At 69.0% G+C, this 12,377-nt stretch carries 16 protein-coding genes; 8 read left to right on the top strand and 8 right to left on the bottom strand.

Annotated elements, in window-relative coordinates; translation table 11 throughout:
* Positions 1-37: 37 nt before the first annotated feature.
* From JNUCC0626_RS02595 to JNUCC0626_RS02605, 3 genes are all read right to left on the bottom strand, one after another.
* On the bottom strand, positions 38-1,057 hold the full coding sequence (locus JNUCC0626_RS02595; RefSeq protein WP_394618012.1) for a YbaB/EbfC family nucleoid-associated protein: 1,020 nt from the start codon (positions 1,055-1,057) through the stop codon (positions 38-40).
* A 130-nt stretch (positions 1,058-1,187) separates the two neighbouring features.
* Entirely contained in the window at positions 1,188-2,489 is a 1,302-nt protein-coding gene (locus JNUCC0626_RS02600; protein ID WP_394618013.1) for a PepSY-associated TM helix domain-containing protein, read from the bottom strand.
* Between the two features lie 65 nt (positions 2,490-2,554).
* A complete protein-coding gene (locus JNUCC0626_RS02605; RefSeq protein WP_394618014.1) occupies positions 2,555-3,064 on the bottom strand; it encodes a hypothetical protein in 510 nt (169 codons plus the stop codon).
* Between the two features lie 72 nt (positions 3,065-3,136).
* Here JNUCC0626_RS02605 and JNUCC0626_RS02610 point away from each other — a divergent pair, with 72 nt between their 5' ends.
* Positions 3,137-3,529, top strand: coding sequence for a GNAT family N-acetyltransferase (locus JNUCC0626_RS02610; protein WP_394618015.1), 393 nt, complete (start codon positions 3,137-3,139; stop codon positions 3,527-3,529).
* On the opposite strand, the gene JNUCC0626_RS02615 is transcribed toward JNUCC0626_RS02610, so the two are convergent.
* Both JNUCC0626_RS02615 and JNUCC0626_RS02620 read right to left on the bottom strand, forming a co-directional pair.
* Entirely contained in the window at positions 3,526-3,834 is a 309-nt protein-coding gene (locus JNUCC0626_RS02615; protein ID WP_394618016.1) for a hypothetical protein, read from the bottom strand. The two genes, JNUCC0626_RS02610 and JNUCC0626_RS02615, sit on opposite strands and share 4 nt — an antisense overlap.
* Positions 3,835-3,849: 15 nt before the next feature.
* Entirely contained in the window at positions 3,850-4,422 is a 573-nt protein-coding gene (locus tag JNUCC0626_RS02620) for a PadR family transcriptional regulator (RefSeq protein WP_394618017.1), read from the bottom strand.
* A gap of 58 nt (positions 4,423-4,480) precedes the next feature.
* Between JNUCC0626_RS02620 and JNUCC0626_RS02625 the strand changes: the two genes are divergently transcribed.
* Positions 4,481-4,870 carry a nuclear transport factor 2 family protein gene (locus tag JNUCC0626_RS02625; protein WP_394618018.1) on the top strand — a complete coding sequence of 130 codons (390 nt, stop codon included), beginning with the start codon at positions 4,481-4,483 and terminating at the stop codon, positions 4,868-4,870.
* On the opposite strand, the gene JNUCC0626_RS02630 is transcribed toward JNUCC0626_RS02625, so the two are convergent.
* The gene (locus JNUCC0626_RS02630) at positions 4,867-5,343 is read right to left on the bottom strand and encodes a nucleotidyltransferase domain-containing protein (RefSeq protein ID WP_394618019.1); all 477 of its coding nucleotides are present in this window, start codon (positions 5,341-5,343) and stop codon (positions 4,867-4,869) included. The two genes, JNUCC0626_RS02625 and JNUCC0626_RS02630, sit on opposite strands and share 4 nt — an antisense overlap.
* 174 nt (positions 5,344-5,517) lie before the next feature.
* Here JNUCC0626_RS02630 and add point away from each other — a divergent pair, with 174 nt between their 5' ends.
* From add to JNUCC0626_RS02660, 6 genes are all read left to right on the top strand, one after another.
* Positions 5,518-6,516, top strand: a complete 999-nt coding sequence (gene add, locus JNUCC0626_RS02635; RefSeq protein ID WP_394618020.1) for an adenosine deaminase — start codon at positions 5,518-5,520, stop codon at positions 6,514-6,516.
* Between the two features lie 228 nt (positions 6,517-6,744).
* Entirely contained in the window at positions 6,745-7,521 is a 777-nt protein-coding gene (locus tag JNUCC0626_RS02640; RefSeq protein ID WP_394618021.1) for an SGNH/GDSL hydrolase family protein, read from the top strand.
* Between the two features lie 123 nt (positions 7,522-7,644).
* Positions 7,645-8,550, top strand: a complete 906-nt coding sequence (locus tag JNUCC0626_RS02645; RefSeq protein WP_394618022.1) for an AraC family transcriptional regulator — start codon at positions 7,645-7,647, stop codon at positions 8,548-8,550.
* A gap of 53 nt (positions 8,551-8,603) precedes the next feature.
* Positions 8,604-8,960: an STAS domain-containing protein gene (locus JNUCC0626_RS02650; RefSeq protein ID WP_394618023.1), complete on the top strand. Its 357-nt coding sequence runs from the start codon at positions 8,604-8,606 to the stop codon at positions 8,958-8,960.
* 11 nt (positions 8,961-8,971) lie between these two features.
* On the top strand, positions 8,972-10,237 hold the full coding sequence (locus JNUCC0626_RS02655; RefSeq protein ID WP_394618024.1) for a prolyl oligopeptidase family serine peptidase: 1,266 nt from the start codon (positions 8,972-8,974) through the stop codon (positions 10,235-10,237).
* A gap of 207 nt (positions 10,238-10,444) precedes the next feature.
* Positions 10,445-10,756: a macro domain-containing protein gene (locus JNUCC0626_RS02660; RefSeq protein WP_394618025.1), complete on the top strand. Its 312-nt coding sequence runs from the start codon at positions 10,445-10,447 to the stop codon at positions 10,754-10,756.
* On the opposite strand, the gene JNUCC0626_RS02665 is transcribed toward JNUCC0626_RS02660, so the two are convergent.
* Complete coding sequence (locus JNUCC0626_RS02665) at positions 10,744-11,286, bottom strand: hypothetical protein (RefSeq protein ID WP_394618026.1); 543 nt, start codon at positions 11,284-11,286, stop codon at positions 10,744-10,746. The genes JNUCC0626_RS02660 and JNUCC0626_RS02665 overlap by 13 nt on opposite strands.
* Positions 11,283-12,272, bottom strand: coding sequence for a LacI family DNA-binding transcriptional regulator (locus JNUCC0626_RS02670; RefSeq protein ID WP_394618027.1), 990 nt, complete (start codon positions 12,270-12,272; stop codon positions 11,283-11,285). The genes JNUCC0626_RS02665 and JNUCC0626_RS02670 overlap by 4 nt, the downstream gene beginning before the upstream one ends.
* Between the last annotated feature and the right edge of the window lie 105 nt (positions 12,273-12,377).

Below are 12,377 nucleotides of genomic sequence, written 5' to 3' on the forward strand. Positions count from 1 at the left end.
GCGAACGTAGGCAGGACGTGATCCCTGCGGCAACCGACTAGTGGCTGGCTTTCACCATCTGGTCATCGGCGTGCTCCAGCACGAGATCCTCCACTTGGCGGCGTGCGTTCGCGCGCGCTTTCTGCACGCACGCCATCAGTTGCGCGGCGAGGACCTCCGGCTCGAGCTCACGCACCTCGGGGCTCAGGTCGATGCCGGTCGTGAGGCCGTTCGAGTCGACCGTGACCGTGATGCCGCCGCGGGTCGCCTCGCCGCTGACCGCCGCGAGCAGCGAGACCAGGTCGAGGTAGCGGCGCTGCTCGCGTTCGGCGGCCGCGTCCCGGCGCTCCTCCCACCACGTGATCCGGCGGCGCAGCAACGCCCGCGCGCCCTCGGGATCGGCCACCGGCACCGTCCAGGAACCCGACGCGGTGTGCAGCGCGATGGCGTTGGCATGCGCTGTCACCCGGAGGATGCGGGCGAACGACACCCCGGCGTCGACGCGGGCGCCGTGCCGGGTGGTCCAGTCGACGCGGTCGGTGCCGATCACGACGCGCGTGCCGTGGCCGTCGAGCACGAGCGGGAACGCCGTGGAGCCGAGTTCCAGCACCGGCGCGGAGAGCAACGACCGGTGGGCCATCCGCGCGAGTGCGGTGGCCGAGCCTGCGCCGAGGAAACCGGCCGCGCACAAGGCTTTCACGGCGATGGCCGCGCCGGGGCTGAGCCTCAGCGCGATGCCTGAGCCCGGCAGCACCCCGAGCACGAGCTGCGCGCCCGTCATCAGGGTGGTGGCGGGCAGCCACGAGTGCGGGTCGCTCAACCCGTTGCGGCGCAACCAGGTCAGCAACGCCCACGCGCAGGCTGCCGCGGCGACCGCCGGAATCGCCACCCACCACGGCATGATCCGCTGGCCCGCCGAGGTCATCCCGGCGAGCACGACGCAGACGATGCCGATGGCGACGGGCAGGACACCGGCGGAGAGCAGGAGCAACGTCCTGGTGCGGCGCCACCGCGCGGCGAGCGCGTGGACGACCTGGGGATCGTTGATCAGAGGAATGGCGTGGGGGATGAGTGTCATGGGCACACCCCTGTCAGCTCTCCGCCCGTCACCCTGTCGCGACGGGCGGGCCGACCAGGCTTCCCGGCTCACCGGGCATTAATATGCCGTAAATGTCCAGATCAAGCAAGCCCTGTCCACTGTGGACATTCTAGGAAGCCGAGGCTTTCGCCTTCCTGCCAAGGAGAACGTCGACGAGCAAGAAGGCCAGAAGAGTGATCCCGAACAGCGGCGCGAACCACCCTGCGAGCAGTGCCGCCGCCCCGAGTCCGATCAACGCCTCGCGCGGGGCCTTGCGCCACTGACCGCGCGGCGTCGGCCGCCCGAAGCCACTGGTGGGCCTGCGCTTCCACCACATGCGGTAACCGAGTACGACCAAAGCGACCAGTCCGCCGCCGATCAGCAACAGCAGCAGCTGGTTGGGCCAGCCGAACAACACGCCCATGTGCGCGTCGATGCCCCACCGCGTCAGCTTCGCGCCGAGCGGGAAGTCGGCGAACCGGAGCTCGCCGACGACGTTGCCGCCCTGGACCGCGACGGAATCGCCCTGTGATGGCAGGCCCTTCTCGATCTCGGCGACCTTCCAGGGGCCACCGGCCGCGGCGGGCAGGCTGATCTCGATGCCGTTCGCGTCGATGCCCGCGCCCCTCGCGGCACCGAACACCTCGTCGATCTCGCCGTGCCCGCCGGCGGACGGCGTGGGGGCGGTCGTGCCGTGGTCGCCGTGGCCCTCGCCGGAGCCGGTGATCTTCAGCGTGGGCGTGCTCCAGCCGACGGCCGTGCGCAGCAGCGCGACGTTCTCACCGGCGTAGGCGGACCAGGTGAGCCCGGTGGCGGACAGGAACAACGCGCCCGCGAGCGTCCAGACGCCGATCAGGCCGTGCACCTTGATGCGCTTGCTCTTGCGGGCGCGGGAGAACCACAGAACCAGACCGCCGAGCGCGACGACCCACAGCCAGGACGCGGCGAGTTCGCTGTAGAGGCGGCCGGGTTCGCCGAGCATCAGGTTGCGGTGCAACTGGTCCAGCGTCGTGCGCAGCGGTAACACGCCGCTCGACCCGTAGACCACGAGATCACCGGTGACTCGTCCGGTGCCGGGGTCGACGAAGACCGCGCGCCGTTCGGACTCGCCCAGACCCTCCTCGGCGAACAGAACCCGCGTCGTGTCACCGGGTTCGGGGGCGGGACGAACCGCGACGAGTTCGCCCTTCGGGGCCGTTCCGAGCGCGGCGTCGACCTGAGTGGACAGCGGAAGTTGTTGTGCGGTGGCGGGAACGCGCAGCTGGTCGGAGTAGATCCACGACTCGAGCTGCGGAGTCAGTGCGTACAGGACGCCGGTCAGCGCGGCGATCAGGATGAAAGGGCCGACGAGCACACCTGCGTAGAAGTGCAGGCGCAGGAAGAGTCCCCGCCACGCGAACGATGTGCGTGACGGAGCGGCTGTGGTGGTCATGGCGCTCCAATGTGGGCGTGAACAGGGGCAGGACCGCTCGCGCGAGCGGACCTGTGAAGGGGACTTCAGACCTGTTCAGCGGGAGGCCCGCGCCACGACAGCACGTGCAGGACGACCGCGGTGCGCGCGATCGACGGCGTGGCGACGCCCAGGGGAGCGCTGGCGGGCAGCGCGGGAAGCCTGCGGGGGAGCACGGCCGCGATCGCGCGGGCGAGCGCGAGCACCGTGCGTTCGGCTGTGGCGAGCACGGCGACCGTTACGACCGTGGCCGCGACGTGGGCCATGAGCATGCGCACCGGTTCGGCCTCGTGCACGTGCCGGAACGCGGCGAGCGACACCAGGGCGTGCATCGCGAGCTGACCGCCCCCGATCAGCAGGAGCAGCCGCTGCCACGTCAGCTCGTGCCTGGCGAACCCCGCCGTGGCCCACGTCAGGAGTCCTACCAGCGAGAACACGAGTCCGGCGTCGGGCAGCTGACCGTCCGCGCCGGAGTGCGCGAGGACCGCGAGCGAGCCGTTGACCACGCCGACGGCAGCACAGCGCGCACGGCGCAGTGGAGCGGTCGGCAAGGGCATGACCAGGAGCTTAACCGCAGAATCGGCCAGAAATTCCGCTACGCAATCGGCGCCGAATTGGTTCAATGCGGCGTGATTTCGTACAGCACGGATGTCAGCGGCCTGACCGAGGCCGATCTCGCCGGTTTCTTCGTGGGCTGGCCCGCGGCGCCGTCACCCGCGCAGCACCTCGCCGTGCTGCGCGGGAGCTACCGGGTGGTGGTGGCTCGGTCCGGCGCGGAGGTCGTGGGGTTCGTGAACATGATCAGCGACGGCGTGCTCACGGCGTTCGTGCCGTGGCTGGAGGTGCGGCCGTCGTTCCAGGGGCAGGGGATCGGCAGCGAGCTGGTGCGGCGGATCGTGGCCGAGGCCGCCCACCTGTACTCCGTGGACCTCACGTGCGACGAGGAACTGCGGCCGTTCTACGAGCGGCTCGGTCTGACCGCGCTGACCGGTATGGGGCTGCGCAACCGTTCGGCGCTTTAGATGCCTTCGAGGTCCAGGGTCTGCTGGTGCGGGCCGCCGGTGAACGAACTGGTGAGCAGTCCGGCGCTGCGGCACCGCCCGCACGTCACCGGGGAGGTCGTCGCCTTGAACCGGGTGAAGTCCCAGCTGCCCGTGCCGACGTGGCAGCCGGGGCCGGGCACTTCCAGACCCAGCCAGCCCTGCAGCCGCACCGCGTGCACGACGTCCGAGCCGTCGAGGTAGCCGTTGAGCCGCCCCGCGAACCGGTTGCGCGCTTCCTGCGCGGGCGCGCTCAATGCCTCCTGCAAGATCGAGATGCCGTTCATGAACCCGATTCAACCTCACGTGGGCGCGTCGAGGCGGGCACCACGCCGCTCCAGCACGCTGAGGCTCTTGGCACACCACTTCACGTTGTCCCGCTCGAAGGACAAACCCCGTTGGAGCGTCAGGTAAGGGCCGACCCGGTCGGCGTTGATCAGGAAGTCGTCCTCGGTCCGGCCGTCGAGGAGCTTGCCCCTGAGTCGTTCGTAGCGCTCGATCTTCGCCTCGGCCCACTGCCTGCGTTCCCGGATCGAGGCTTTGACGGCCTCCAGGTCGCCGTGGTCCGCGGCCATCACGGCGACCAGCAGTTCGTCGCGGATCGCGGTGGGCTTGTGCTGCTGCGCGGTGAATTTGGTGAGTTCTTCCGCGCCTTTGGTTGTGAGCGTGAACAGCCGTTTGTTCGGCCTGCGTTCCTGCTCGACGGTCCTGGCCGCGATCAGCCCGTCGGCCTCCATCCTGTCGAGCTCCCGGTAGAGCTGCTGCGGCGTGCAGATCCAGAAGTTCGCCACGGCCGCGTCGAAGGTCTTGGCGAGGTCGTAGCCGGACGCCTCGCCGTCGAGCAGGGCGGCCATCACGGCGTTGCGCAGCGACATACGAGCAGGTTACGGTGCGCTGACCTAGTCAACAAGTTGAGTATGTGAGGGTGTCGCCGTGAAGGCATTCCGCAAGGCAGTCGAGGCAGGCGACACCGAGGCGATGGCCGCGTGCCTCGCCGACGACGTGGTGTTCACCAGCCCCGTCGCGTTCGCGCCGTACCCCGGCAAGGCCCTGACCGCGGCGATCCTGCGCGGCGTGATGCGGGTGTTCGAGAACTTCCGCTACGAGCGCGAGATCATCGACGGCCAGAACCACGCGCTGGTGTTCCGGACCGAGATCGGCGGCAAGGAGATCCAGGGCTGCGACTTCCTGCACCTGAACGCGGACGGGCTGATCGACGAGTTCACCGTGATGGTGCGGCCGCTGTCCGGCGCCCAGGCCCTGTCCGCCGCGATGGCGGCCCAGTTCGAGCAGATCAAGGCCGAGGCTCTCGAGGCTTCCTAGGCGCCACCGGCTATTTCCTTGAGCAGCGCCAGGTCGTGCAGATCGCGGTCGCGCGGCTCGTAACCCTGGTGGAAGTGCAGCTGCTGAGCCGCGGACAGGCACCGCACCGGCGTGCCGAGGATCGTGCCGGTGACGAAGCACTCGGCGGGGTAGCGGAACGGTTCACCCGGCGTCAGCGAGGACTGCTCGGCGCTGCCGTCCACCGCGAACCGCAGCGGGTGCAGATCGATCTCGCGCGGCCCCGGCCCGGTCAGCACGAACCTGACCGGACGCCAGGAAAGCGTTTCCACGAAACCCCGCTCCTGGAGGACTTCCAGGATCTGCGGTTCCTGCTCCTCGCGGTGCATGAGGTCGAGGTCGCCGTGTGGTCGCGTCTGCCGGCCGACGAGCGCGTCGACTCCCCACCCGCCACCCACGTGGACGTCGAAGCCGTCGAGCGCGTTCAGGATCTCCAGCACGTCTTCCCCGGTCACGGGACTCATCGTGCAAGTGAGGCTCGCGCGCCGCCACCGGGTTTCGCTAGGTTGGGTTTCGTGCCGGACTTCAAGCTGCCGCTCTACGGCGCTGACACCGAACGCGGCGACCTCGCTCCCTGAGTCGTCCCCGTTTCCCGCACACCATTCGCCTCTTCATCGGGGAGCTCTGCCATGCGTTCGTTCATCCACGCCCTGCCCAAGGTCGAACTGCACGTCCACCTCGTCGGTTCGGCCGGCCTCGACACCGTGCTCGAGCTGGCCCGCCGCCACCCGTCGGCGGGCGTGCCCACCGACCGCGCCGAGCTGGAGCGCTTCTACACGTTCCGGGATTTCGACCACTTCCTGAAGGTGTTCTGGGCCGTCCAGTCGATGCTGAAGAGCCGCGCCGACATCCACGCGCTCGTCGTCGGCCTGGCGCGCGAGCTGGCGCGCCAGAACGTCCGGTACGCCGAGGTCACCGTGACGCCGTACAACCACCTGACCGACGGCATGCCCGCAGACGAACTCCTGGAGGGTCTCGCCAGCGGCCGCGCCGAAGCGCTGGCCCTGGGCGTCGACCTGGCCTGGTGCTTCGACATCCCCGGCGAGAAGGGCCTGGTCGCCGCCCGCGAGACGCTCGCGTTCGCGCTGGCGTCCCGCCCGGACGGACTCGTCTCCTTCGGACTCGGCGGCCCCGAGCAGGGCGTCGGCCGCGCCCAGTTCGCGCCTTTCTTCGCCGCCGCAAGGGAAGCGGGCCTGCACAGCGTGCCGCACGCGGGCGAGACGTCCGGCCCGGAGGCGATCTGGTCGGCGTTGCGCGACCTGCACGCCGAACGCGTCGGCCACGGCACGAGCTGCTCCGAGGACCCCGCGTTGCTGGAACACCTGGCGTTGAAGGGAATCCCGCTGGAGGTCTGCCCGACGTCCAACGTGCGCACGCGGCAGGTGCCCTCGATCGAGGCGCACCCGGTGCGGCAGATGCTCGACGCGGGCGTCGTCGTGACGCTGAACACCGACGACCCGCCGTTCTTCGGCGCCACCCTCGAAGGCGAGTACCTGGCCGTGGCCACGACCCTGAACCTCGACCGCCCGCAGGTCGCCCGCCTGGCCGAGAACGCCGTGCTGGCGTCGTTCCTGCCGAACGACCGCAAAACCGCGCTGCTGGAGGAGATCGCCGCGATGTCCGAGTAGCACGGTCGGGCCGAAGTTGTTGCCCTCATCTCCGAAACCCTGACGTCACAACGGCCCGGGCATCTCGATTGGCGGCACCGAGATGCCCGGTTCGGGCACTATCGCGAGTGCACTGAAGTCGACATCGGGGGTCCGGTGAAGAGAACTCTTGTTGTACTCACAGCTGTTGCGGCTGCCCTTGGGATCGCTCCCACGGCAAACGCGACCTACTCCACCTCGCTGGTCGTCATGGGCGACTCCTACGCCTCCGGCACCGGAGCGGGGTCCTATCAAGACGGTACCGCCGGCAACTGCTGGCGCAGCAACAACTCCTACGGCGAACAGGTGGCCGCCCGCCTGCGCGCCAAGGGACGACTCGGCAGCTTCGCCAACGTGAGCTGCAGCGGCGTCGAAACCCAGGAGCTCGCGGCCCCGTTCAAGGGCCAGCCCTCCCAGTACGAGGCCCTGAAGCGCAACACGGACGTCGTGCTGCTCACCATCGGCACCAACAACCTGAAGTACGCCCAGTACGGCGGCCTCTGCATCCAGTCGGACTGCACCGGCGCGCCCACCGAGGCGATGCTGGCGAAGCTCCCCCAGATGGGCAGCGACGTCACCGGCGTCCTCACCGAGATCAAGAAGCGCAGCCCGCACGCCCGGATCGTGCTCGTGGGCTACGGCCGTCAGGTCTCGACGAAGGCCAACCCGGCTGGGGCCACCCTCGACCCGGTCTGCGGCGACGGCATCCTCACCACCGAGGAACGCGCCCAGGGCAACAAGGTCGCGGACGGCATCGACGCCACCCTCCGCGCGGCGGCGACGAAGGCCCTCTACAAGGGCGTCAACGTCACCTACGTGAGCCCGTTCTCCCGCCCCGGCACGTTCGACGGCCACGCCCTGTGCGAGTCGGGCACCCCGTTCCTGCGCGGTTTCGACGCGCTGGCGCCGGGCCAGGAGGGCCAGGAGGCGGTGTTCCACCCGAACCAGCTGGGCCAGACGGCTCTCGCCTCGCTCGTCCGGGTCTAGTGCGGTTCTAGTCGGTGGCGGAACGCCCTGCAGGGGCACGAGACAGGGCGTTCCGCTCGCCTGCTCCGGAACTGCCGGAATCGATCGTTCGGCCGGTGGACACCACCCGGCGCGGCGAGGATCGTGCAGCACGTGGAAGCGGTCGTCGAGGTGACGGACTTGGACGCGGCGCACGAGGTGCTGACCACGGCGTACGCGAAGTTGCGCTTCAGCAGCGGTGACCGGGGCTCGTCCCTGCGCTTCGCCTCCGGGTCGCTCGGCCCCGTGCGGTTCGACCGGTTGAGCGGTCACATCGGCTTCGAGGCCGCCGGTGAGCCCATGGGCGACTACATCTTCGGGCACCTGACGTCTGGCCGGATCCGCTACAGCTCCGACGGCGAGGACCGGTTCGTGTCGCCGGGCGAGGTCTTCCTCTCCGTACCGCCCGGCCGGCCTTTCACAGCGGGCACGCAGGACCCGCGGGCGTCGATGGTCGTGTTCACCCAGGCCGTGATGGACGAGGTGGCTGACGGCGTGCGGTTCGCTGGGTGTCGCCCTCTCTCGTCACGTGCTGGGGCCGCGTGGAAGTCGATGTGCACCCATCTGCACGACGAGGTGCTACCGACGTTCGGCGATAACCCGTTGGTCGTGGCGAACGCGACGCGTCTGCTCGTGTCGACCACACTGGCGACGTTCCCCCACAGCACGTTGGACGACACGGCCGAAGCACAACCGCAGACCGTACGGCGCGCCATCGCGTTCATGGAGGCCAACGCCGCGAGAGACATCACGGCCGGAGACATCGCACGGGCCGCACGCGTGTCCATCCGTGCGCTACAACTCGCATTCAGGCGACATCTCGACACAACCCCGATGGCGTACCTACGGAGCGTGCGTCTGTCGTGCGCGCATGAAGACCTACGTGCCGCCAACGGCACGGTGACGGCCATCGCCGCACGCTGGGGTTACGCCCGCCCGAGCGTTTTCGCCGCGCACTACCGCACGGCCTATGGACGGTCACCGTCGCAGACACTTCGTTTTTCGAGCTGAGGCTTCGTTTCCGCTGCTATCGTTCGGGCCGGTCGGTGCGCTGAAGTGGATCGATGACCAGCCCGTTCGCCGTGTGGACGCAACACTCCGGAGCCCGCTTCGTCGCCACCTGCCGCGGCGAGATGGACATGACGACCTGCGACCTCCTCTTCGCCGCCGTGTTGCCCGGCGTCACCGACACCACGACCGACCGCGTCACGATCGACCTGGCCGAGGTGACGTTCCTGTCCGCGAGCGGCCTGCGCACGCTCCTCCTGCTGCTGTGCGCGGCGCACCACAACGGCAAGTCGTTCAGCCTGCACCACACCCAGCCGCAGGTGCGCCGGGTGCTGGACCTGTTCGGCTTCACCACCTTCAAGGCGGGCCTTGTGTGGCAGGCAACCATGTCGCCGAAGGGCCACCACAACTAGCTTGACCAGCTATGTTGCTTCCGCTGGTACTGGTACTCGCGCTGACGCCGCCGACCGCAGCGATGAAGGTCCCCGGCGCCGAACACCACGAACTGGCCCGCCTCACCGACCTCACCACCACGGGCCTGGTAGCCACCGGCCACACCGACCCGGCCGACTGGGCAGGCCTCACCAGCACCGCACTCCCGGTCCCGCCCGCCGTCCCCGGCATCCAGATCGACGGCTACTTCCCGGACACCTCCCGCACCAACACCAACAACGGCTGGCACGACTCGCAGTTCGTCATCAGACTCCCGGACCGCTGGAACGGCGGCCTGGTCGTCACCGGCGCCCCCGGCGTCCGCGAGCAGTACGCCAACGACAGAGCCATCTCCGACTGGGTCCTGTCCCGCGGCTACGCCTTCGCCGCCACCGACAAGGGCAACACCGGCGCCCAGTTCTACCAAGACGGCAACGCCATGCAGGAGTGGAACACCCGCTTCACCCAACTCACGATCGCCGCCAAGTCCGTTGTCTCCCAACGCTACGGCCGAACCCCACGCCGCACCATCGCCACCGGCATCTCCAACGGCGGCTACCTGGTTCGCTGGCAACTGGAGAACCGCCCGCACCTCTACGACGGCGGCGTCGACTGGGAGGGGACACTGTGGATGGTCAAGGGCCCCAACCCGCTGACCTTCCTGCCGCCGATCCTCCGCGCCTACCCGCGCTACCTGGCCGGCGAACGGGGCGCGCACGAGGAGATGGTGGCGGCGGGCTTCCCGGCCGGCACCGAGTTCCTGTGGGACTACCACTACCGCTACTACTGGGACCTGACCCAGCGCATCTACCGCGAGGAGTTCGACCCGTCGTTCGACGGCGCCCTGGAAGCAGGCGTGCCGTTCTGCGCGTCCGGCACCCCGACCTGCGACGCGGACTACTCGTACGGGGATCGCCGCCACGTCGCCGGGCCTGCCGTGTCGCGGGTTGCCTTGACAGGCAAGGTGAAACGGCCGCTGCTGACCGTGCACGGCACCTACGACGTGCTGCTGCCGATCAGCCAGGACTCGGACGTGTACGCGGCCATGACACCCGACCGGCTGCACCGGTACTACCGGGTGGAGCAGGGCACGCACGTCGACGGCCTCGTGGACACGTACCCAGACCGATTGCGGCCGCTCGCGCCGTGCCACCGGTCGGCGTTCGTGGCGCTGGAGCGCTGGTTGGACGGCGTGCAACCGCCGCCCTCAGCCACGCTGCCCAGGCCGGCCGACGTGAACACCTGCCCGCTCGCCTGACACGAATCAGAAACGCCGCCGCGAAAGGCCCCGCCCACCCAGGGGGCTGACCACCCGCCGCCAACATCGAACTTAGCGCAGCGTGAACCCTGTCAAGCCCCTCCTGCGCGGATCTGTGGACAACTCGGCTCGCACCGCAAGGCGGCCCGGAGTTGTCCACAGATTGCCGCGCGGACTCTTGACACGGCCAAATCGGCGCTAAGTTGAGTGGAGGCAGGTGGTCAGCCCCCTGGGTGGGCGGGGCCCCGCGCCGACATCGCGATCCACACCGTCGGCCCGGTCTGGTCGCCGACCGAGGACCGCTCCCCACTCCTCGCCGACTGCCACCACAACGCCCTGAAGATCGCCGAAGAACTCGGCGCGAACTCCATCGCGTTCCCCGCGATCTCCACCGGCATCTACCGCTGGCCGATCGAGGACGCCGCCCGAATCGCGAACGCCGCGACACGAAACGCGACCATCGAGCTGATCAGGTTCGTCCTGTTCGACGAGAAGACCCTGGCCGCCTACCGCCCGTAGTCGGCGATCTCCATCGCCCACCGGTAAACCTCGCCCGGATCATCCAAAGACGAAGGCAGAGCCGAGGGCACGAGGGTCCCGCTCAACGCGTCCAACAGGTCGTACAACCCGAGATGCGCCCACTCCCACAACATGCTGTCGAGGTTGTAGGCCTCCATCAACGGCGCCACCCGAGCCCGGATCGAGTCCACATCGGACTGCGTCAGCCCCACCCCGCGCAGCCGGGCATCGGTCGCAGCGACGTGCGCAGCATCAAAAGACGTGTCCAGGAACGGCTCCAGCAGGTTGCCCCACACGTCGAACCGCGCCACCTCAGGCACCTCGTGCCGCAGGCAGAACGCCTTCAACCCAGCCGAATCCCCGGTCAGGAACAACGTCTCACCGGCCACAGTCCGGATCTCGAAAGGAGCAAAGTCACAAGACACGTCCCGCACGTCACCAGCCCGCAGCACCCCATGCGGCGCAACGGAAGCCCACGGAAACCGGTAGGACGAGAACACGATCCTGTCGGGACCGAACGTCACCGTCACCGCGCCACGGTGCTTTCCCGAACCTGCAAGGAAAACGGCGTCTCGACGTCGGCCAGCAACTCACCTGACTCGACCCGTTGGTGCAGCAGGTCAACGGCCGCACGGGCAATGGCCGACTTGTCCGGCGCGACAGAGGTCAACGACGGCGAGCTGTAAACGCTCTCCTCGTTGTTGTCGAACCCGACCACGGCCAACTCGGACGGCACCCGCACCAGACGCTCGGCAGCCGCCCGCATCGCACCGATGGCCAGCAGGTCGTTGAAGCAGAACACCGCATCGGGCGGCGAAGGCAGGTCCAGCAACGACCTCATCGCCGCCGCACCGTCCGCGCGGTGGTAGTTCAACGCCGGAATGACCAGCTCGTCGACGAACGGCAGCGAAGCCTCGGCCAACGCCGCCCGATACCCCTCAAGACGCAACGCGGCGGTACCACGGTGGGGGTGCGCGCCGATGGCCGCGATCCGCGTGTGCCCCAGCGAGATCAGGTGCCGGACGGCGGCCTGCGCGGCGGCCACGTTGTCGATGCCCACCCGCGAGATCGGGACGTCGACGGCGTGCTCACCCAGCAGCACCGCGGGCACCGAGAGCTGGAAGTCGTCCGCCTCCAGCGCCTCGGGCGACAGGATCGCCGCGTCCACCAGGTGCGGCCCCAGCGAAGCCAACGCCGACCGCTCGCCGGCCAGGGTGCCGAAGGTCTGCTCGATGAGAACGTTCCACTCGTGCTCCTGGGCGGCGGCGATCACCAGGCCCGCCAGTTCGGCGAAGTACGGAATGGAGAGTTCGGGCAGGACCAGGGCGATGAAGCCCGTGCGGCCGCGGCGCAGGTTGCGGGCTCCCAGGTTCGGCCGGTAGCCGGTCGCCTCGAGGGCCTCCTCGACGCGCCGGCGGTTGTCCGCTTTGACGAACGAGTAGCCGTTGACCACGTTCGACACGGTCTTCACCGAGACTCCCGCCAGCCGAGCGACGTCCTTGAGCGTGGCCAACACAGCCTCCTGAAAAGTGCCGCGAAAAAAACCGGGAGGGTTCCGGGTCTTTACATCGTTGGAACAACGATGCAAATCTAACGCCTGAGAGCGCGTCCACGCCAAGCC

This window comes from Lentzea sp. JNUCC 0626 (genome assembly GCF_043632865.1).
Lineage (GTDB): Bacteria > Actinomycetota > Actinomycetes > Mycobacteriales > Pseudonocardiaceae > Lentzea.